Source organism: Paenibacillus sp. 2TAB23 (assembly GCF_052115165.1).
In the GTDB taxonomy this organism is placed as follows: domain Bacteria; phylum Bacillota; class Bacilli; order Paenibacillales; family Paenibacillaceae; genus Pristimantibacillus.
The window spans coordinates 148813-169594 of the sequence record NZ_JBFRGD010000017.1 but is presented as its reverse complement, the minus strand read 5'-3'; the positions used below and the strand labels follow the sequence as shown (position 1 = coordinate 169594).

The following is a 20782-nucleotide window of genomic DNA, read 5'->3' as shown; positions in this document are numbered from 1 at the left end:
CGGCCTTGCTGTCCGGCCTTGCTGTCCGGCCTTGCTGTCCGGCCTTGCTGTCCGGCCTTGCTGTCCGGCCTTGCTGTCCGGCCTTGCTGTCCGGCCTTGCTAWCCGGCCTTGCTAWCCGGCCTTGCTAACCGGCCTTGCTAACCGGCCTTGCTAACCGGCCTTGCTAACCGGCCTTGCTAACCGGCCTTGCTAACCGGCCTTGCTGTCCGGCCTTGCTATCCGGCCTTGCTATCCGGCCTTGCTATCCGGCCTTGCTATCCGGCCTTGCTATCCGGCCTTGCTATCCGGCCTTGCTAACCGGCCTTGCTAACCGGCCTTGCTAACCGGCCTTGCTAACCGGCCTTGCTAACCGGCCTTGCAATCCGGCCTTGCAATCCGGCCTTTGCAATCCGGCCATGCTATCCGGCTGCCAGCAGGCAGGGTGGCGATTCTGCCGCTTGATTTATTCCGGCATCATATTCGTGCTGATTGCGATCCGGTTCCAGGCGTTAATCGTCGTAATGGCCATAATGATTTCTCCAATCTGCTTGCTGTCGAAATGGCGAGCGACTTCCTCGTAGACGGCGTCAGGAACATGCTCTTTCGTAATCACGGTTATGGATTCCGTTAATGCAAGGACTGCCCGTTCTGCGTCGGAGAAAAAGCGCGTATCGCGCCAAGCGCTGAGTGCATAGATCCGCTGCTCGGTTTCACCTAGCTCCCTAGCTTCTTTGGTGTGCATATTGATGCAGTAAGCACAGCCGTTTATTTGCGAAGCACGGATTTTGATAAGCTCCTTTAACGTTTTGCTGATGCTGGTCGTGCCCAAATATTTCTCAAGTCCGAACATGGCTTGGTAAGCGGCGGGTATTTCTTTGGCGATAACGGTTCTTTCAGTCATGATATTCATTCTCCTCTATCATCCAATTTGTTGGCCAATCGGCCGTGCTGCATGTCTTCGTCATCTAAGACAAAGTCTTGCACAAGTTTGTGACAGGAAGAGAAAAAATAATCAAAAATAAAACTAATCGAGCCGTATATGCTTCAGCTTATCAGGATTGAGCATCACGAAAATCCGCTCGATCTGGTTGCCTTCCGCATTGATCTGAAAGTTGATTACGCTTCTGGGTTTGCCGTCCAGCGTAATGATAATGCCTGCCTGGCCATTCACCACTGCGAATCGATGGCCGTCCCCAAGGAAGGTTTTGGGAATGACGCCTTGTAGAAAAGCGATTACGCGGGCTCTGCTGATTATCGCATTAATGGCAGCACGCACCTTGCCGCCGCCATCGGAGACAAGCATGGCTTCCTCGGTGAGCATGGCAATCAGCTTATTGAAATCTCCGGAAGCCGCAGCTTCTATGAAGGTTTCCACGAGGGGCTGAGCTTGATCCATGTTTTCAGGGAGAAGCTGGCGTTCTTTATGAAGCCTTTCTTTGGCGCGGCTAAATATTTTTCGGCAGTTCGCCTCCGACTTCTGCAAACATGCGGCAATCTCATCATAGTCAAAGGCAAGCGATTCCCGCAGGATGAAGACGGCACGTTCCACTGCGGTCAGCTTCTCCAGCATGACAAGCAGCGCATAGGAAATGGATTCATGCTGAACGAACAGCTCGGCGGGGTCCGGCATGGCATGACTCATATCCGGTTCGGGAAGCCATTCGCCGACGTATACCTCGCGCCGCTTGCGCGCGGATTGGCTGAGATTAATGGAGCGGTTCGTAACCATCTTTACGAGATAGGCTTTTTCATTGTGTATATCTGCATCGGTTAGTTGACTGTAATCGGCAAAAACATCCTGTACGAGATCTTCCGCCTCGCTGAACGAGCCGAGCATGCGGTAGGCGATGGAATGGAGCAGCGGTCGGTAAACGGTATAAGCCTTATTGAAATCCATTTTGGTATCCTTTCTTATTCCCATATCGGTTTCAATTACTCCACTTCTATAGTACCGCATGATTCGTTTTTTTCAATACTCATGCATGCGTGAAAAGGTGTTGAGCCGGGGCTGGATGCAGCGTGCAAGCGGCTATGTAATCTAGCTTTTGAAGAAAATGCTAGCTGCTAGGTTTATATATTCCAAACGGGGACATACTGACGGATAGATACGTTCCGGAACGCAAGCAGACGCACTGACGGGTGCGACGAGAGGAGCTTGTGTTGTATGTCTAACCATTTATCTATTCATTCTTATTCCAATGTTGAGGAATCCGCAGCTTCCAAATCGGTGGCGGCTAACAAATATTCATACCGCAAATCCTATGGTTTTATCGTATTTGCTATCATTCTATTAATTATGAGCTGGGAAGCCCAGCAAATGGACGCAGCGGTCGCGGGCGGCCAAATTCCGCAGGAAGCGATCCGTCTTCGCATATTAGCCAATTCCGATCGTCCGGCTGACCAAGTCGTCAAGCGCCTGGTACGCGATGAAATCGTGAAAGCAATGAGCAGCTGGGCAACGGGTCCTCAAACCATAGAGGAAGCTCGCCAGTCTATTCTGGACCATATGCCTGAAATCGAACGCATCACAGCTAATGTTTTGCAAAGCCGGGGCTTTGCATACGGCGCTTCAGCCGAATTAGGCATCGTGCCCTTCCCAACTAAAATGTACGGCAATGAGGTTTATCCCGCTGGCGACTACGAAGCGCTCCGAATTACGCTTGGCGAGGGCGGCGGCCAAAACTGGTGGTGCGTGCTGTTCCCGCCGCTATGCTTCATCGATGCGGCGAGCGGCGAAGCTGCTGCGTCGGCATCTGTAGATGGTCAAGCTCAGACAACTGCGCTTCAAGCGGACGATGCGTCAGTATCGGCAGCCGCACTTGATCAAGAAGAGGATAAATCATCAAGCGGCGAGGCGCCTGAAGCGAAATTTTTCTTGCTAGAGATGATACAGTCGTTTATTAATTGGATCAAATCATTGTTCGCATAAGAAGCGGCAGCGGCGCCTTGTTAGCTAAGACGCCGCTGCCGTTTCTGCTTGTTTTAGGATGCATGTGCTATAATAACGGAAGCATGATTCATTTAATTTAAGAGCAAGGATTGAAGGATAGAGATGATAACAACGAATGTGTGGAGCGTGGAGCAGCTCCCTGATGAAAAGCTCGGGCCCGAGCTTGCGGCAGCCGCCGCGCAACTGAGGGACGGCGGTCTTATCGCTTTCCCGACAGAGACGGTATATGGGCTAGGAGCGGATGCAAGAAGCTCCTCTGCTGTGGGCCGCATATTCAGCGCAAAGGGACGTCCATCGGATAACCCGTTAATTGTGCATATCGCAAACCGGCAGCAGCTGGACGAGCTTGTGCTTCCGTATCCGCAGCTAGCTTCGGCTTTGATGGACAGCTTCTGGCCGGGACCGCTGACGATCGTGCTGCCGGCACGACCCGATGTGCTGTCGCCGCTCGTTACTGCAGGACTGGCCTCGGTAGGCATCCGCATCCCGGACCACAGGGCGGCTCTAACGCTCCTCGAGCTGGCTGGCTGCCCGGTTGCCGCGCCAAGCGCGAATCGCTCCGGAAGGCCAAGTCCGACGCTGGCACGGCATGTGCTGGAGGACTTGGATGGCCGCATTGATGGGCTTGTGGATGATGGGGCTACAGGCGTCGGCCTGGAATCAACCGTCGTCGAGTTGGTTGGTGAACAAATGATCCGCATCTTGCGTCCAGGCGGCATAACGCTGGAAGCGCTGCGGATAGCGGCACCGTATGCAACCATCGACAGCGCTTCGCTAGAGGAACCGGAGTCGGCTCCTCGATCGCCCGGAATGAAGTATACGCATTATGCGCCGCAGGGTGAGCTGATCCTTGTCCAAGGCGCTCCGGATGCGGTGACTGCGTATATACATCGGCAGGTCGAGCGGGCTGCCAGCAGCGGCGAGACGACCGGCGTTCTGGCATTCGAAGAGCGGTTGCAAGGTTATAAGGCTGACCGCGTATTATCGTTAGGCAGCGAAGCCGAGCTGGCAACAGCGGCTCATCGCCTATACGCGGCGCTCCGCGCGTTCGACGAAGGCGGCGTGCAGCGCATATGGTCGGAGAGCAGCGGCGAACAAGGGATTGGGGCTGCCCTGATGAACCGTCTGGCAAAGGCTGCAGGTAATCGAGTCGTTCGCGTATAGCCTGGATTTGGAATAGGTAATGCTCAAAGTAGTATGTTTGTCCTTATGTCCGCATATGTTTGGTATAGAAAACAGGCGGACATGGGGGAGATAGACTTTGGTTGAGGCACAATTGCAAGCTGGTCAGCTGCTGACACTGCTCATTATTGCATTAGCGCTTGGGCTGGACGCTTTTTCGCTCGGACTGGGAATCGGTCTGAAGGGAATTCGGCTGCGTGATATTTTAAAGCTGGGCGTCGTTATTGCGCTGTTCCATGTTATAATGCCGCTTGCCGGCATATATACGGGACAATATGTAGGTGTTCTGCTTGGATCTGTAGCCACTACCGCGGCTGGCGTATTGCTGGTGCTGCTCGGCGGGCATATGATATACAGCTCACTGCGGGGAGATGCGGTGCAATCCTTCGATCACAAATCGTTGTGGGGATTGCTGGTGCTCTCGCTAAGCGTCAGCATCGATTCGTTCTCTGTTGGTATTACGCTAGGCATGTTCGCGGCCAACATGTGGACGACCGTACTGATGATCGGCGTACTGGGCGGTCTTATGTCCGTGTGCGGTCTATTGCTTGGCCGTAAGGTCAGCGGGAACCTTGGGGAATATGGCGAGGCAATCGGCGGCGGCATTTTGTTTGTTTTCGGCATTTTATTTATTTTCTAATGGCTAGGCAGCTTGAATTGAGGGTGAAAAGGAGTTGGCAGTGTGAAACGTATATTGTTTGTTTGTACCGGCAATACGTGCCGCTCTCCGATGGCGGAGGCTATGCTGCGCCGTATGGCTGCTCTGAGAGGCATTACAGTAGCTGTTCGCTCAGCGGGCATATCGACGATTGACGGCTTGCCTGTGTCGGCGAATGCGGTAGAAACGCTAAGACAGCGTGATATCGACCATAAGAGTACCTCACTGGCACTGACAGGCGAGGCTGTCGGCTGGGCCGACATTATTTTGACCATGACGTCCAACCACAAACGGGGCTTGCTGCAATGGTATCCCGAAGCGGTTGATAAGACTTATACGCTGAAGGAGTATGCGAATCGCGATGCGCAGGTGCTTGCTGATATCGAAGAGCTGGAGCGGCTGTATTCGGAGATGCATATGAAGCAGGCGTTAGGCCAGCAGCTTACATCGCAGGAGAGAAGCCGGCTGCTAGAGCTTGAACGCAAAATTCCAAGCTTCGACATCGTGGATCCATTTGGCGGCTCATTATCTATTTATAACAGCAGTGCAAACGAAATCGAAGATGCGCTCGTGAAGCTTCTGGACAAGCTTTCCAAAAGATAATTCCGCGGATGCAACCCGTATTATAGATTGATTTTTGCAGCCGTATCAGCTATTATGAAAAGACAATATACGGTTTCCGATGTAACTGGCGACGGAAGTGGGCTAACCACGGTGGAGCATCGGAATATACGGCCGGTCGCCTGGGCAAAGAGCAGCATGCTAATTAGCATGTCTTGCTCTTTTTTCGTCTTTTTCTGCAAAAATAGGTATACTAGCACTGTAATGTTTCATTCCGAAGGAGGTCTTTTACGTTGAAAATTGCTATTGGTGCCGATCATGCGGGCTATCGCTTGAAGGATGAGGTTGTCCCTTTTCTTCAGTCGCTTGGCCATGAAATTGAAGATGTCGGTTGCAGCTGCGACCAATCGGTTGATTACCCGGACTATGCATTACCCGTATGTGACCTAGTTACGAGCGGCAAAGCGGAGCGCGGTATACTGATTTGCGGAACGGGAATTGGCATGTCCATTGCGGCCAACAAAGTACGCGGCATCCGCTGCGCGCTTGTCAATGACATGTTCTCAGCCAAAGCAACACGGGAGCATAACGATACGAACGTATTGGCGCTTGGCGAACGCGTTATTGGCCCTGGCATTGCGCTTGAGATTATTCGAATATGGCTGGATACACCGTTCTCGAATGGTGAGCGCCATGTTGGAAGAGTAAACAAAGTGATGGAAATCGAAAAACAGACTATCAGCCAGTCCTAATTGGGGGCCATCGCGATGAGCATACAAGAACATGCACAGCTTGAAGTCATTGCCCAGCAGGTAGAAACGATTGTGCGCGAGCTGGCGGCTGCAGGGAATTTAGGAATGAGTCAGCTGCTGGTTATCGGTGTAAGTACTAGTGAAGTGCTCGGCGAGCGGATTGGCACGGCAGGCACAGTCGAGACAGCTGCGCAAATATTTGCCGGCGTGGAAGCTGCAAGAGCCGAGCTTGGTTTCATTCCGGTGTACCAGTGCTGCGAACATTTGAACCGTGCGCTTGTGATAGACCGTGCTGCTGCTGACCGTTATGGCTTGGAGATTGTCGGGGCGGTACCGGTGCCCAAAGCTGGCGGATCTATGGCGGCATACGCCTACCGCAGCTTACAGGAGCCGTGCCTTGTCGAAACTGTACAAGCACATGCGGGCATCGATATTGGAGATACATTCATCGGGATGCATTTGAAGCGGGTAGCCGTTCCGGTCCGTCCGTCCATTCGAAGCATCGGGGAAGCCCATGTGACGATGGCGGTTACGCGGCCCAAGCTGATCGGGGGCTCGCGAGCTGTGTATGAGCAGCCTGCTGATGCCATAACGGCTGAGCAATCTGCCGGCACATGTGATTAACGAGCATGTGCCGAGCGTGAACTTATTGAATAAACCATTTTAAATAGAGCTGTCTAATTTGAGGAGGAATATCGAAATGGAAAATTTGCGCAAACAAGATCCGGAAGTATTGAAAGCATTAGGCCTTGAGCTTACTCGTCAACGTGACAACATCGAGCTTATCGCTTCTGAGAACATTGTCAGTGAAGCGGTTTTGGAAGCGATGGGAAGCGTGCTAACGAATAAATATGCAGAAGGCTACCCAAACAAGCGTTTCTACGGCGGCTGCGAGCATGTTGATATCGTAGAAGATATTGCGCGCAACCGTGCCAAAGAATTGTTCGGTGCTGAGCATGCGAACGTTCAGCCTCACTCCGGCGCCCAAGCAAACATGGCAGTTTACCTTGCAGCCTTGCAGCCTGGCGATACGGTTCTCGGGATGAACCTGGCTCACGGCGGACATTTGACGCATGGCAGCCCGGTTAACGCATCCGGCTTGCTTTACAACTTCGTGGCATACGGCGTGCAAGAAGATTCCTTCACGATCGATTATGAAGAAGTGCGCAAGCTTGCTTTCAAACACCGTCCTCGCTTGATCGTAGCAGGCGCTAGTGCTTACCCGCGTACGATTGATTTCGAGAAACTAGGTAAAATCGCTAACGACGTAGGCGCATTGTTCATGGTCGATATGGCACATATTGCCGGTTTGGTTGCTGCGGGTCTTCACCCGAGCCCAGTACCTCATGCGCATTTCGTAACAACGACTACACACAAAACGCTTCGCGGACCGCGCGGCGGTATGATTCTTTGCCGTCAGCCTTGGGCAGCGGCTATCGACAAAGCTGTTTTCCCTGGTTCGCAAGGCGGTCCGTTGATGCATATCATCGCTGCCAAAGCCGTTGCGTTCGGAGAGGCGCTTAAGCCTGAATTCAAGCAATATGCAACACAAGTTGTCAAAAACGCAAAAGTGCTTTCTGAAGAGCTTGTTGCAAAAGGCTTCAACATTGTTTCTGGCGGAACAGACAACCACTTGATGCTGCTTGACACTCGCAGCCTGAATATTACAGGTAAAGTTGCTGAGCATGTACTTGATGAGGTGGGCATTACGGTTAACAAAAACGCGATCCCATTTGATCCGACAAGCCCGTTCGTTACTTCAGGCATTCGCATCGGTACGCCGGCAGCAACAGCTCGCGGTATGGAAGAGAATGCAATGAAAGTGATCGCAGAAGTTATCGCTCTTGTGCTCAACAGCCCGGAAGATCAAGAGGTTCTAGCCAAAGCCCGCGGCTTGGTCCGTGATTTGACTGCTCAATATCCGCTATATCCTGGTATGACTTACTAATTCATTGCTTCAGGATTGTTTCAGAAGACCTATTCGGTGTTTATACACGAATAGGTCTTTTTTGTATGCAGCGATGCATAAAACATTTAGCGTTATAAAATACTATGTCGAGTAGAAAGCCGTATTAGTATAAAAAGACGTCGTTAGACATGAATTTTAGTAAAACTGAAAATTCAGATAGTAATCATGCCATTAGAAATACGGAATTTACACGATCTAATAAATATAAAATACCACAATATTATTTTGGTTTTTACTCGAAAAGAATTCAATAATCCAATTAATAATAATTAAAAATGGAAATTAAAAGAAGATTAAATGTTTTGTGTATTTCTTTAAATTTGAACTATTTTTGGTAATTATTACTTGTAACTGCTTCAAAGCGTTAAAGTAACAGAATAATTAACTGAATAAACGCTGTACAGCATTAAAGTAACAGATTAATTAATTGAATAAACGCGTCAAAGTGCTAAAGTATAGCTGTTTAAAGTCATTTAATACATGAATTTACAGCTTACATATTGTTGATAAATAATTAACATGGATGTATAGTGAAAATTATTAGTAAATATCAATCTCTATGTTTGGATGGGAAGAGTGTATAACATTAGCTCAAGTTCGATATGCGCATTTGGACTGGACAAGCCTTTAAGCCGGTTTTAAATGTTTGTATATAAGGCGAGTAAGGTGGACGATACTACCCACTACTGAACGAGGTAGAGAAAAAAACGGGAGGGTAATTATGAGAACTAGAAAGTCTGCTTTTTCATTTATCGCTGCTTTACTCATTCTTGCTATTATCGCGGTAGGCTGTACGCCGAAAGAAGAGACCGGCAATAACGGCGCAACCAACAACGGAACTAGCAACAACGGAGGAGCGGGCGAAACAACTGACGCTAAGGTATTCAGAATGAATATCCACTCCGAGCCTTCAACGCTTGATCCTGCACTAATGGAAGACAACGTATCCGGTACACTCGCAACAGGTATTTACGAAGGTTTGACTCGCAAGAACGAAAACGGCGAATCCGTCCCAGCTACTGCTGAGAAATGGGTACAGTCGGAAGATGGCCTAACTTACACATTCACGATTCGCAAAGACGCGAAGTGGAGCAACGGTGACCCTGTCACTGCTAATGATTATGAATTCTCTTGGAAACGCGCGCTTGATCCTGCTACCGGTTCAACATACGCTTACCAATTCTATTACATTGTTGGCGCACAAGATTACAACGAAGGCAAAACTACGAATGCTGATGCTGTAGGCATCAAAGCAATTGACGCTCAAACACTTGAAGTGAAATTGGCGGCGCCTACGCCTTATTTCTTGAGCCTGACTTCTTTCTACGTATACAACCCGGTTCACCAATCCGTCAAAGACAACGAAGCTTGGGCTGCGGATGCTAAGACAATCATTGGTAACGGTCCTTTCAAAATGAGCGAATGGCAGCACAACACGTCCATCAAGCTTGTTAAAAACGACAACTATTATGACAAAGACCAAGTGAAATTTGCAGGCGTTGACTTCACAATGATCGCTGACTCTGCAACTGAGCTTGCTAACTATGAAACGGACAAGCTTGATTACACAGGCAAACCAACTGGTGAAATTCCTGCTGAGCAAATCCCGGTTCTAAAAGAATCGAAAAAGGATGAGATCGTTACAAAAGGAATCGCAAGCTCGTACTACTACATGTTCAACACAGAGGAAGTTCCTTTCAACAACGTAAAAGTGCGCAAAGCGCTTGCAATGGCGATTGACCGCCAAGCGATCGTAGAGAGCGTAACAATGGCCGGCGAGGTTCCTTCCTTCGGATTCGTGCCACCGGGCATTATCGGCGTGAAAGAAGACTACCGTAATGAAGTGAAAGACGATTTCTTCACAGAGGATGTTGAAGAGGCGAAAAAATTGCTTGCAGAAGGTCTTGCCGAGCTTAAGCTTGCTAAGTTCCCAGAAGCAACATTGACATTCAACACAAGCGACGGCCACAAAAAGATTGCTGAAGCAATCGTTGAAATGTGGCGTCAAAACCTTGGTATCGTGGTAGGTGCCAAAAACGAAGAGTTCTCCGTATTGCTGAAAAACCGTACGGCGATGAACTACCAAATTTCCCGCGCAGGCTGGGGAGCTGACTACAATGACCCGATGACGTACATGGATATGTTCGTTACGGGCGGCGGTCAGAACAATACAGGTTTTGCATCTCCTGAATACGATGCTTTGATCAAAAAAGCATATGCAAGCGGCGACCAAGCTGAACGTATTGAAGCGATGAAAGAAGCAGAAAAAATCCTTATGGATCAAATGCCTATCATGCCGATCTACTACTACAGCAACGTTTACATGCTGAAACCAGGCTTCAAAAACATTTTCTTGGATTACAAAGGTGACATCGACTACACAAGAGGTTATTACGAAGCCCAATAGTCATCCTTCATTTACCTGAAGGTAGGGATATATGCGGAGAGTCCGCATATATCCCTTTCTTATTGACTTATTCAGACTCTAGCACATAGTAATTCCTCTTGTTTATATTCTGTAAGGAGGTGTCCAAAGCGTTGATTAAATATGTATTCAAGAAGTTTGTGTCGATGTTTGTGTCGTTGTTTGTCCTTGCCACAGCTACTTTTTTTCTCATGAAAATCATTCCGGGCGATCCCTTTGTAAGGGAGAAAGCCATACCGGAAAAAATTAGAGAGCATCTATTTGCCATGTACGGACTTGATCAGCCTCTCTGGAAGCAATATTTGATGTATTTGAACAATCTGCTGCACGGCGACTTGGGAATGTCGATGAAGCAGCAATATATGTCGGTATCCCGGATCATCAAGGAAAGCTTTATTTATTCTGCTCAAATTGGACTGTTTGCCGTATTCGTTTCCTTGGCGGTAGGTCTTATCTTAGGTATTATTGCCGCACTCAATCATCGCAAATGGCTGGATAGCGTAACGATTATCATTGCGGTACTCGGGGTATCCATTCCCAACTTTCTTGCCGCGTCTATTCTGCAGTATGTGTTCGGCAGCAAGCTGCAATGGCTTAGTGTATCCGGTCTCAATGACCCAACGGATTTCATTATGCCGGTTCTAGCGCTTTCTTTCCTTCCGGCGGCATTCATTGCGCGTCTGACACGCTCAACGATGCTGGAGGTGCTGTCTGCAGATTACATTAAGACCGCCCGTGCCAAAGGCTTAAGCGGCCGCGTCATCTTGGTGCGTCATGCGCTTCGCAATGCGATCTTGCCGGTCGTTACGTATATCGGACCAATGACTGCGAACATCATTACCGGTTCTGTCGTTGTCGAGCAAATTTTCGGTATCGGCGGCATCGGCAAATATTTCGTACAAAGCATCACTAACCGCGACTACACGCTCATAATGGGGCTTACTTTATTTTATGGCATTATCCTAATGGCTGCGCGGTTTCTGACTGACATTGCCTACGGTTTTGTCGATCCTCGTATTAAGCTTTCAAGAGGAGGGGGCAAATGATGAAAGACAACGCCTTTACACCGGACCAATTCGCCAAGCTCAATAAGGACGAGAAGCATACGGAGGTTGTCGTTCGCGAGAGCATCTCCGCCTGGAAGGATGCTTGGCTGCGGCTGTGCTCGAATAAGATGGCGATGGCCAGCCTTGTTATATTAGTTATCGTTTCTCTAATGGCCATCTTTGGGCCGATTATTTCGGAACAGGATTTCCAAACGAATCACTTGAAAGAAAAGAACCTTGGACCGAACGGGACCTATTGGTTCGGTACAGACGACCTTGGGCGCGACCTCTTTACGCGCACCTGGATGGGAGCAGGCATATCCTTGCAGGTTGGCCTATATGCGGCGCTTGCAGATTTGATTCTCGGCGTCATTATCGGCGGAATCATGGGCTATTTCGGCGGTCGCGTAGACGAGATTTTGAACCGCTTCTGTGAAATTATTTACTCGATTCCAAGCATGCTTATCATTATCCTGCTTATCGTTATCTTTAAGCCAAGCATGCTTACGATAGTCGTAGCACTCAGTATTACGGGTTGGGTAAGCATGGCATGGATTGTTCGAGGGCAAATCATGCAGCTCAAAAACCAAGAGTATGTCATGGCTGCTCAGGCGCTCGGTGCTAGTACGGGGCGGATTCTGTTCCGTCACCTTATTCCGAACGCGATGGGGCCTATTATAGTAACGCTAACACTTACTGTTCCTAGTGCGATATTTGCTGAAGCCTTTCTTAGCTTCCTCGGCCTAGGGGTACAATCTCCGGCTGCATCTTTGGGTACGATGATCAACGATGCGCTCAAAGCGTTTACGCTTTATCCGTGGAGAATGATTTTCCCGGCTGCGGTCATCAGTATTACAATGCTTTGCTTTAATATTTTTGGCGACGGTCTAAGAGATGCGCTTGATCCGAAAATGAAAAAGTAGGAGGTGGACAAGGATGGAGAAATTACTTGAAGTAAAAAACCTTCGTGTGAATTTTAAAGTTCGCGGCGGGATCGTGAAGGCGGTTCGCGGCGTTAACTTTCATGTAAATAAAGGCGAGGCAGTAGCAATCGTTGGGGAATCCGGCTGCGGCAAGAGCGTTACCGCTCAGTCGCTTATGCGCCTGATTCCATCTCCTCCGGCAGAGACTAGCGGCTCGATTATGTTTAAGGATAAAGAAATTTTGAGCATGACAAGTGGTCAAATGGAGAATATCCGCGGGAAAGAAATGGGGATGATCTTCCAGGATCCGATGACCTCGCTTAACCCTACGCTGACTATCGGCCGCCAGATAACGGAGGGCTTGATCAAGCATCAAGGCATTAGCGGAACGAAAGCGACGGAGCGCGCGATCGAAATGTTGAATTTGGTTGGCATTCCTAATGCATCGTCACGCGTTAACCAGTATCCGCATCAGTTCTCAGGCGGTATGCGCCAGCGGGCAATGATCGCGATTGCACTCGCCTGCAACCCGTCGCTGCTGATTGCGGATGAGCCGACTACTGCGCTCGATGTGACGATTCAAGCTCAAATTATGCGAGTGATGAAGGACCTGCAGCAAAAACTTGGCACTTCTATTATTCTTATAACTCATGACCTCGGCGTAGTAGCCGATATGTGTGATCGCGTTATCGTTATGTATGCCGGCAAAGTAGTAGAGACCGGCACGAAATGGGAAATATTCAAAAACCCTAAGCATCCTTACACAAGAGGGCTTCTTCGGTCGCTTCCGCGTCTCGATCAGAAGAAGGAAGAGCCGCTTGTTCCGATATATGGCATGCCGCCGGATTTGATTAAACCGCCAGCGGGCTGCAGCTTCTGCGCGCGCTGCGATGATGCAATGAAGGTATGCGTCGACAATGATCCTGAGCTGCTCCCGGTAGACGGCAATGAATCGCATGCATCGGCATGCTGGCTTGCACACCCTTACGCAAATCGGGAGGTGTCCGTATGAGCGCGCCATTAATTGAGATAAACAATTTGCGCAAGTTTTTCAATCTGGGCGGGGGTGCAACTCTCCGCGCAGTGAATGAGATAAGCTTCTCCATCCAAAAAGGAGAAACCGTTGGTGTTGTAGGCGAGTCCGGCTGCGGGAAATCAACGGCCGGCCGTACAATCATGAGGCTGTATGAGCCGACAAGCGGCGGCGTAACCTTTGACGGGCAAGACATCTACAAGCTTAAAGGTGCCGGTCTAAAAGCACTGCGCCGCGATATGCAGATGATTTTTCAGGATCCGTACGCTTCATTGAATCCGCGTATGACGGTCATGGATATTATCGGCGAGGCTCTGGATATCCACAAGCTGGTAGCGAGCAAGAAAGAACGCAAGCATCGCGTGGAGAACCTGCTCGATGTAGTCGGCCTTAATCCGGACCATGCGACTCGTTATCCGCATGAGTTCTCCGGAGGCCAGCGTCAGCGTATCGGCATCGCTCGTGCGCTGGCGGTCGATCCGCGGTTCATTATCGCGGATGAGCCGATCTCAGCGCTTGACGTATCGATTCAAGCGCAGGTCGTCAATCTGATGCAGGATTTGCAGCGCAAAATGGGTCTTACCTATTTGTTCATTGCGCATGACCTGTCTATGGTTAAACACATCAGTGACCGCGTCGCGGTTATGTATTTGGGTAAAATCGTCGAGCTGGCGGAAAGCAGCGAGCTCTACGCGAGCCCGGCGCATCCTTATACACGGGCGCTGTTGTCGGCAATTCCGATTCCGGATCCCGAAGTGGAGGAGAACCGTGAGCGGATTGTATTGACTGGCGATTTGCCAAGCCCGATCAATCCGCCGTCTGGCTGCCAGTTCCATACGCGCTGCCCGATCGCGACCGATAAGTGCAAGGTGGACGAGCCTGCGCTGCTTGAAGTGAGAAAAGGACATTTTGCCGCATGTCATTATGCATCTGTGTAAGATATGCACAGGCTAAAGAGTGGCTTTTGAATAATTGATTGAAAAAGATAGAGGTTAGAGCAGCTCGAATGAGCTGTTTTAACCTCTTTTTCGAGTTATACACAGTTGTGTCAACAGGTTGTGGATAAATGTGGACAAGTTGGGGATATATCTGTGCATAGTTTTTTAAATAAGAAGCATATGAAGGCATTGAATACTTTATATGAAATTAGAGCGTTGTAAGCCTGAGAGGGTTCGAATGTGTTAATATATGGGTACGACAAAAATGCTTAGGAGGCTGAAATGGCTCTATTTGCCGTGATCTTATTCATTGTAGTAGCACTATTCCTTCTTATGCGAGTAATCGTAAGAGCGAATATTTCGATGATGCGAAGTCAATCGTTCCGCGGAGGCAGAGCCTTCATCGGTAGAACGAACGTCTTCGCGCCTTGGCCGAGCGCCGAGCCGCCTGATGCTCTAGGCGTGCCTTACGGCCATCCTGCGAGAACGGCTGCAGAGCGTCTGGAAGCATCGCTGACTTTGTTTTTCGAGAGTCGCGTAAAGGATCGTGTGTTAAAGGAATCTCCGAGAATGTCAGATAAAGAGTGGGCGTGGACTTGGTTCGAGCTTAAGCGCTACTTCTTAATGTGCGGGATCATGCGAAACGTGCCGATGTACAGCCGGCAAGTAGACGCGGTGTGGCATGAAATGCTTATGTTCACGAGAGAGTACGAGGAGTTCTGCACAGGCTTCTGCGGCGAGATGATTCATCACGCTCCGCATGCGCCGGGCGCATTGCCGCAGCCGGGCGAGCGGGCGATGTTCGATTGGCTGTATGGCGAGCTGTTTGCGCAGGCACCTGCTAGCGGCAGGCTTTGGGGGGCTTTCTATCGGACCCGGATGCCGGAACATAAGCTTGATGAGATTAAGGAGTTTAGCAAGGATACGCTCCGCGCGCAGTGGTTTAATGCGAAGGCAGCTTCCCGGTTTGCAGACCTGAGCAGCACTGTGGATTATTTAATCGATCGGGCTAAGGCAGAAATGGATGATGCAGGCAGCGGCCGTAAAGAGGCGAGAAACGACAGCGGTTATGGTTACGACCCTATCCTTGGCGCGACAGGCTTGCTTTCGGGCATGCTCATCTATCATTCGATGACGAATCCGAATGACTTTGTGCAGCAAATGGATCAGGTACAAAATGAGGAGCAGCGAAAAGCAAACGGCAGCGGCGACTCGACTTACGCATGCAGCGGCTCCTCGGACGACGGCAGGGATCATTCCGGCGGAGATGACGGCGGTGGCTCTGGCGGCGGTGATTCCTCCTGCGGCAACGGCGGAGACAGCGGCGGCTCGTCTTGCGGCTCCTCCTGCGGCGGCGGCTGCAGCAGCAGTTAATTGCGAAGCACATTAGATCTTAAGAGGCCGGCACCTAGCTCATGCAGAGGCGCCGGCCTCTATTTGCGCGTCTGCAAAACACAAGATGCAACGACTTGTTTACAATGCTATAATATACGGGATTGTGTCAGGGCTTACATCGACTAGAACAATAACAACAATGTACGGGAGGAATACCGCTCCATGAGCAAATTAATCATTTGCGACCATCCGTTAATTCAGCACAAGCTGACTTTTATTCGGAATAAAGAGACGAATACAAAAGATTTTCGGGAATTGGTTGATGAAGTAGCCACATTAATGTCATACGAAATTACGAGAGAAATTCCGCTTGATACGATCAAAGTACAGACGCCGGTTGCTGAGACGGATGCCAAGGTCGTCTCGGGAAGAATGCTGGGACTCGTTCCTATTCTGCGTGCCGGACTCGGCATGGTGGACGGCATACTGAAGCTAATCCCATCCGCGAAAGTAGGCCATATCGGTCTCGCCCGCGACCACGAGACGCTGCAGCCGAAGGAATACTATATTAATCTGCCGACTGATGCGCCTAACCGGTTGCTCATCGTGATCGATCCGATGCTCGCAACGGGCGGCTCCGCGATTGCGGCGATTAACTCGCTAAAAAACCATAAATGCGATCAAATCAAACTTATGTGTCTTATTGCTGCACCAGAAGGTGTGAAGGCTGTGCAGGAAGCACATCCGGATGTTGATATCTATATCGCTGCGCTGGATGACCATCTCAATGAAAAAGGCTATATTGTTCCTGGTCTTGGAGATGCCGGGGATCGCATGTTTGGAACAAATTAGTTCCAGATGCCATGAATTGATAATAGGAGTGAAAGATTTTGTCTAAACTGAAGGTAATGACCATATTCGGAACACGTCCGGAGGCMGTTAAGATGGCTCCGCTTGTACTCGAGCTGCAGAAGCGCGAGGATGAAATCGAATCAATCGTCTGCGTCACGGCCCAGCATCGCCAAATGCTGGATCAGGTTCTCGATTTTTTTGAAATTCATCCGAACTATGATTTGAATGTCATGAAGGATCGCCAGACGCTGACAGAGACCACCGTTCGCGTGCTGGAAGGTCTTGATCCCGTGCTTACGCAGGCAAAACCGGATATCGTACTCGTGCATGGCGATACGCAGACGACGTTTCTTGCGAGCTATGCAGCGTTTCTCAAGCAGATTCAAGTCGGTCATGTTGAAGCGGGGCTTCGCACTTGGAATAAATTGTCTCCATACCCGGAGGAAATGAATCGGCAGCTTGCCGGCGTGCTTGCTGATGTGCATTTTGCCCCGACAGAATGGTCGGCGAACAACCTGCGCAAGGAAAACAAATCGGATGCTGCCATTTATGTGACTGGCAATACCGCTACCGATGTGTTCCAGTATACGGTGGATGAATCTTTCTCTCATCCTGTCATTGACTGGGCAAAAGGAAAACGGATGATTCTCATGACGGCTCATCGCCGGGAAGCGCTGGGCGAGCCTCATCGGAACATATTCCGTGCGGTCAAACGCATTGCAGACGAGCATGAGGACGTCGTGGTAGTCTATGCGGTACACCCGAATCCTGCGGTTCGCGAGCCAGCCAATGAGATTCTTGGCGATCATCCGCGCATTCGCTTGATTGATCCGCTTGATGTTTTTGAATTCCATAACTTTTATCCGCATGCGCACATGATAATGACGGATTCAGGCGGTTTGCAGGAGGAGGCTCCATCATTTGGCGTTCCAACCCTTGTGCTTCGCGATACGACAGAACGTCCAGAAGGCATCGAGGCTGGAACGCTTGAGCTCGTGGGCACGGATGAAGAGCTCGTGTACGGGCGTGCAAAGGCGCTGTTAACCGATTCGCAGCTGTATGCGCGCATGAGTCAGTCAGCGAATCCATATGGCGATGGACACGCTTCAGAGCGGATTGTAGACGCGATTCTGCATCATTTTGGAAGGCTGAAGGAACGTCCTGATTCGTTCACACAACGTTCATAGATTCGACTTGGGCAGAAGGCTGAACGCCGAATGTACAGCATACAGTAGTACTGTACGGTTTTCGGGGGTCACAATACCATATGTATCAAGGGTTTTGGTCGATCTGTTCACCAAAAGTTTGTAGTTAATTCAATTGACAAACATGTTGCCGCTTGGATAAAATAAATGAGGATTGACAGGGGTATGAACCATGAATAAAAAGAGCAGAAGGGACAATCCGCTGTATGCGGCTGGACTTGTCGGCGCACTCGGAGTGCAAGTCGCTGTATGTATCTTTTTAGGCTATTGGATCGGCTCATCGCTCGGGAGCCGCTTTGGCGATCCGAAGGGATGGACGCTAGGTGGCATACTGGTCGGTCTGGCTGTCGGACTACTCTCAGCCATTCTGCTTGTTAAGAAGGTTATGGAGGACGCCGATGGATAAAATAATGAAGACAGCATTACGTACGCTTGTTTATGCAATGGCGGTATGCCTAATTGTATGGGCTTTCCTTCCGGAATGGCGTACGGTGTCTCTCGGCCTTCTTGTGGGACTGGCAGCAAGTTCCATGAATGCGTTTTTACTGAGACGCAGAGTCGAAATGGTCACCCTAGGAGCAGCAGGGGTTGGCCCGCGCAAGAGAGGTCTTGGTCTTGGAAACCGTATCGCAACAGTGCTGCTGGTTGCCATGATCGCCTATCGTTTTCCGGAGGATCTGAACATGCCGGCCGCTTTAGCTGGCTGTATGGTCATGCCGTTTGTTCTATTGGTAGCAGCATATATCCACAATAAACGACATCTTAGCGGAAAGGGGTGAAAATTTTAGATGCATGAATTTCCGGTGATGCCACTGGGGCCGTTTAATATTGATATTTCGACCACGGTAGCAATTTTGGTTTCCGTCATTGTGACGTTCTTGATCGCGAAGCTGGCTGTTCGCAATCTTTCGGTGGACAACCCGTCGAAGATGCAGAACTTTTTGGAATGGGTTGTCGATTTCGTACAAAACTTCATTTCAAGCACAATGCCGGCAAATCGAGTCAAGCCCTTTATATCTCTAGGGATGACGCTCATTATGTTCATCTTCATCTCCAACCTGTTAGGCTTGCCTTTCGGTATCGTTACTGAAACCCACCATGCTCACGAGAATCTGGGTATTACTCAGGAACTGTTGGATGAAAAAGGCGGACATGTTGAGCTTGCGTGGTGGAAATCACCAACTGCCGACATTTCAGTAACTGCAGGTTTAGCGCTTATCGTTTTCGTAATCGTCCATTTCCTTGGTCTGAAGCTGAATCGTAAGCACTACTTGAAGCATTATTTCCATCCTTTTCCGGTTTTCTTCCCGGTCAACATCATTGAGACGATTTCGAAGCCGGTTACACTCGCGCTTCGGTTGTTCGCCAACATCTTTGCGGGTGAGGTGCTAATCGCAACCATCCTGATGCTTGGCTGGTATGGTACGCCATTCCTTGCGGCATGGCAAGCATTCAGTCTTTTCGTCGGCGGTATTCAAGCCTTCTTGTTCACGATTCTCACGATGGTGTATATCTCGCAGGCGGCTATCCACGATGAAGAGCATTAATCATCGCTTTATGCCTCGGCTTGTTTCTAAGTACTGAGGTTGGCTATACAAACAAAAAACAACAATTTTCGAGGAGGATTTTAAAAATGGAATTATTAGCAGCAGCTTTGGCAGTAGGTTTGGGCGCAGTTGGCGCAGGCGTAGGTAACGGTATGATCGTTAGTAAAACAGTTGAAGGTATCGCTCGTCAGCCTGAACTTCAAGGTAAATTGCAAACAACTATGTTCATCGGTGTAGGTATCGTCGAAGTTGTGCCTATTATCGGCGTAGTTATCGGTTTCTTGGCTTTCTTCCAAGCATAATAACTGAAATTGGCGGGGAAGGCCTTAGCCCTCTTCGCCTTCGTTATGATTAAGACAATATTGTGGTGAGAAAGGAGTGGCATCTATGGGATGGCATTGGGAATCGACAGTAATCGCGATGGTCGCGTTTGGTCTTTTGTACTGGTTGCTAAGCAAGTATGCTTTTGGTCCATTGTTCGAAGTAATGGAGAAGCGCAGACAGCTTGTCCTTGAACAAATGAACACAGCTGAAAGCAGCCGTAAGGCAGCTGAGCAGCAGATGGAAGAGCAGAAAGCCGCACTCCAGCAAGCACGCAAGGAAGCATACGAAATTATTGAGCAATCCAGAACGACGAGCTCGAAGCAAGCGGAAGAGATCGTTCAAACAGCGAAATCGGAAGCATCCCGTCTGAAGGACGATGCTCTCAAAGATATCGAAAGCGAGAAAAACAAAGCAATTGCAGCTCTTCGCACAGAAGTTGGCGGCATTTCCGTGAAAATCGCGTCGAAAATTATTGAGAAGCAAGTGGATGAGAAATCGCAAGAGCAATTGGTAGGTCAATACTTGAAAGAAGTTGGAAATAAATGAGCCGCGATGCGGTCGTAGCGAAGCGCTACGCTAAAGCATTGTTCGAGGTAGCTGAGAATCAGAAGGTAGTTTCTGAGGTGGAAGAGCAGCTTAAGCTGATCGTACAGGCACTTGAGCAAGACGCAGACATTCAAAAATTTCTTTCTCTTCCTAGCATCGATCCGGAAAAAAAGATTGCCGTGCTGAAAGCGGCATTCGGTGACCGTATATCCGCACTCGTGCTTAACACGGTGCAAATCTTAATTTCTCGCCGTCGTCAGGATGCTATTGCTGAGGTATATACAGCATATACCAAAGTCGCAGGCGATGCGCTTGGCCAAGCCCACGCGACCGTATATTCCGCTCAAGCGTTGTCTGATGCAGAGCTTGCGGGAGTGGCGGCACAGTTCGGACAATTAACCGGCAAGACGATTATTGCGCAGCAAGTCGTTGAGCCATCCTTGCTCGGAGGCGTACAAGTGCGCATTGGCGATCGTCTTTATGACGGAAGCTTGTCCGGCAAGCTGGAACGTTTACAAAAATCGTTTAAAATCTAATGCACTGTAGATAGGGGTGA

Annotated in this window: 23 protein-coding genes and 1 riboswitch; of the genes, 21 read left to right on the top strand and 2 right to left on the bottom strand. The window is 49.6% G+C overall.

Annotated features, from left to right (window positions below; all coding sequences use genetic code 11):
- Positions 1-443 precede the first annotated feature (443 nt).
- On the bottom strand, positions 444-881 hold the full coding sequence (locus AB4Z29_RS22510) for a carboxymuconolactone decarboxylase family protein (protein ID WP_441945224.1): 438 nt from the start codon (positions 879-881) through the stop codon (positions 444-446).
- Positions 882-1004: 123 nt separating this feature from the next.
- Positions 1005-1901: an RNA polymerase sigma-70 factor gene (locus AB4Z29_RS22505; protein WP_441945223.1), complete on the bottom strand. Its 897-nt coding sequence runs from the start codon at positions 1899-1901 to the stop codon at positions 1005-1007.
- Between the two features lie 243 nt (positions 1902-2144).
- Here AB4Z29_RS22505 and spoIIR point away from each other — a divergent pair, with 243 nt between their 5' ends.
- The 21 genes from spoIIR to AB4Z29_RS22400 all read left to right on the top strand — a co-directional run bounded on the left by spoIIR (position 2145) and on the right by AB4Z29_RS22400 (position 20762).
- Entirely contained in the window at positions 2145-2909 is a 765-nt protein-coding gene (gene spoIIR, locus AB4Z29_RS22500) for a stage II sporulation protein R (RefSeq protein ID WP_441945222.1), read from the top strand.
- A gap of 123 nt (positions 2910-3032) precedes the next feature.
- Positions 3033-4094, top strand: a complete 1062-nt coding sequence (locus tag AB4Z29_RS22495; RefSeq protein ID WP_441945221.1) for an L-threonylcarbamoyladenylate synthase — start codon at positions 3033-3035, stop codon at positions 4092-4094.
- Positions 4095-4191: 97 nt separating this feature from the next.
- Entirely contained in the window at positions 4192-4752 is a 561-nt protein-coding gene (locus AB4Z29_RS22490) for a manganese efflux pump MntP (RefSeq protein ID WP_441945220.1), read from the top strand.
- Between the two features lie 42 nt (positions 4753-4794).
- A complete protein-coding gene (locus AB4Z29_RS22485) occupies positions 4795-5373 on the top strand; it encodes a low molecular weight protein arginine phosphatase (protein WP_441945219.1) in 579 nt (192 codons plus the stop codon).
- Positions 5374-5444: 71 nt separating this feature from the next.
- A riboswitch (ZMP/ZTP riboswitch) is annotated at positions 5445-5526 on the top strand.
- A 98-nt stretch (positions 5527-5624) separates the two neighbouring features.
- Complete coding sequence (gene rpiB / locus AB4Z29_RS22480; RefSeq protein WP_441945218.1) at positions 5625-6083, top strand: ribose 5-phosphate isomerase B; 459 nt, start codon at positions 5625-5627, stop codon at positions 6081-6083.
- A 15-nt stretch (positions 6084-6098) separates the two neighbouring features.
- Positions 6099-6707 carry a TIGR01440 family protein gene (locus tag AB4Z29_RS22475; protein WP_441945217.1) on the top strand — a complete coding sequence of 203 codons (609 nt, stop codon included), beginning with the start codon at positions 6099-6101 and terminating at the stop codon, positions 6705-6707.
- Positions 6708-6783: 76 nt separating this feature from the next.
- Complete coding sequence (glyA, locus tag AB4Z29_RS22470) at positions 6784-8031, top strand: serine hydroxymethyltransferase (RefSeq protein ID WP_441945216.1); 1248 nt, start codon at positions 6784-6786, stop codon at positions 8029-8031.
- A 742-nt stretch (positions 8032-8773) separates the two neighbouring features.
- Positions 8774-10459, top strand: a complete 1686-nt coding sequence (locus tag AB4Z29_RS22465) for a peptide ABC transporter substrate-binding protein (protein ID WP_441945215.1) — start codon at positions 8774-8776, stop codon at positions 10457-10459.
- 131 nt (positions 10460-10590) lie between these two features.
- Positions 10591-11523 carry an ABC transporter permease gene (locus AB4Z29_RS22460; RefSeq protein ID WP_441945214.1) on the top strand — a complete coding sequence of 311 codons (933 nt, stop codon included), beginning with the start codon at positions 10591-10593 and terminating at the stop codon, positions 11521-11523.
- Positions 11520-12446, top strand: coding sequence for an ABC transporter permease (locus AB4Z29_RS22455; RefSeq protein WP_441945213.1), 927 nt, complete (start codon positions 11520-11522; stop codon positions 12444-12446). Before AB4Z29_RS22460 ends, AB4Z29_RS22455 begins: the two co-directional genes overlap by 4 nt.
- 13 nt (positions 12447-12459) lie before the next feature.
- Entirely contained in the window at positions 12460-13458 is a 999-nt protein-coding gene (locus AB4Z29_RS22450) for an ABC transporter ATP-binding protein (protein WP_441945212.1), read from the top strand.
- On the top strand, positions 13455-14417 hold the full coding sequence (locus tag AB4Z29_RS22445) for an ABC transporter ATP-binding protein (RefSeq protein ID WP_441945211.1): 963 nt from the start codon (positions 13455-13457) through the stop codon (positions 14415-14417). The genes AB4Z29_RS22450 and AB4Z29_RS22445 overlap by 4 nt, the downstream gene beginning before the upstream one ends.
- A 282-nt stretch (positions 14418-14699) precedes the next feature.
- Positions 14700-15791, top strand: a complete 1092-nt coding sequence (locus tag AB4Z29_RS22440) for a hypothetical protein (RefSeq protein WP_441945210.1) — start codon at positions 14700-14702, stop codon at positions 15789-15791.
- A gap of 183 nt (positions 15792-15974) precedes the next feature.
- Positions 15975-16604: a uracil phosphoribosyltransferase gene (gene upp, locus AB4Z29_RS22435; protein ID WP_183568231.1), complete on the top strand. Its 630-nt coding sequence runs from the start codon at positions 15975-15977 to the stop codon at positions 16602-16604.
- A 38-nt stretch (positions 16605-16642) separates the two neighbouring features.
- The gene (wecB, locus tag AB4Z29_RS22430; protein WP_441945209.1) at positions 16643-17791 is read left to right on the top strand and encodes a non-hydrolyzing UDP-N-acetylglucosamine 2-epimerase; all 1149 of its coding nucleotides are present in this window, start codon (positions 16643-16645) and stop codon (positions 17789-17791) included.
- Between the two features lie 190 nt (positions 17792-17981).
- On the top strand, positions 17982-18215 hold the full coding sequence (locus tag AB4Z29_RS22425) for an AtpZ/AtpI family protein (protein WP_183568234.1): 234 nt from the start codon (positions 17982-17984) through the stop codon (positions 18213-18215).
- The gene (locus AB4Z29_RS22420; RefSeq protein ID WP_441945208.1) at positions 18208-18588 is read left to right on the top strand and encodes an ATP synthase subunit I; all 381 of its coding nucleotides are present in this window, start codon (positions 18208-18210) and stop codon (positions 18586-18588) included. The genes AB4Z29_RS22425 and AB4Z29_RS22420 overlap by 8 nt, the downstream gene beginning before the upstream one ends.
- Before the next feature lie 9 nt (positions 18589-18597).
- Positions 18598-19356: a F0F1 ATP synthase subunit A gene (gene atpB, locus AB4Z29_RS22415; protein WP_183568240.1), complete on the top strand. Its 759-nt coding sequence runs from the start codon at positions 18598-18600 to the stop codon at positions 19354-19356.
- An 86-nt stretch (positions 19357-19442) separates the two neighbouring features.
- Positions 19443-19658, top strand: a complete 216-nt coding sequence (gene atpE, locus AB4Z29_RS22410) for a F0F1 ATP synthase subunit C (RefSeq protein ID WP_053373757.1) — start codon at positions 19443-19445, stop codon at positions 19656-19658.
- Between the two features lie 85 nt (positions 19659-19743).
- Positions 19744-20226 (top strand): F0F1 ATP synthase subunit B, encoded by a 483-nt coding sequence (atpF, locus tag AB4Z29_RS22405; protein WP_183568243.1) that lies wholly within the window; start codon positions 19744-19746, stop codon positions 20224-20226.
- Positions 20223-20762, top strand: coding sequence for a F0F1 ATP synthase subunit delta (locus AB4Z29_RS22400; protein WP_441945207.1), 540 nt, complete (start codon positions 20223-20225; stop codon positions 20760-20762). The genes atpF and AB4Z29_RS22400 overlap by 4 nt, the downstream gene beginning before the upstream one ends.
- The last annotated feature ends 20 nt before the right edge of the window (positions 20763-20782 follow it).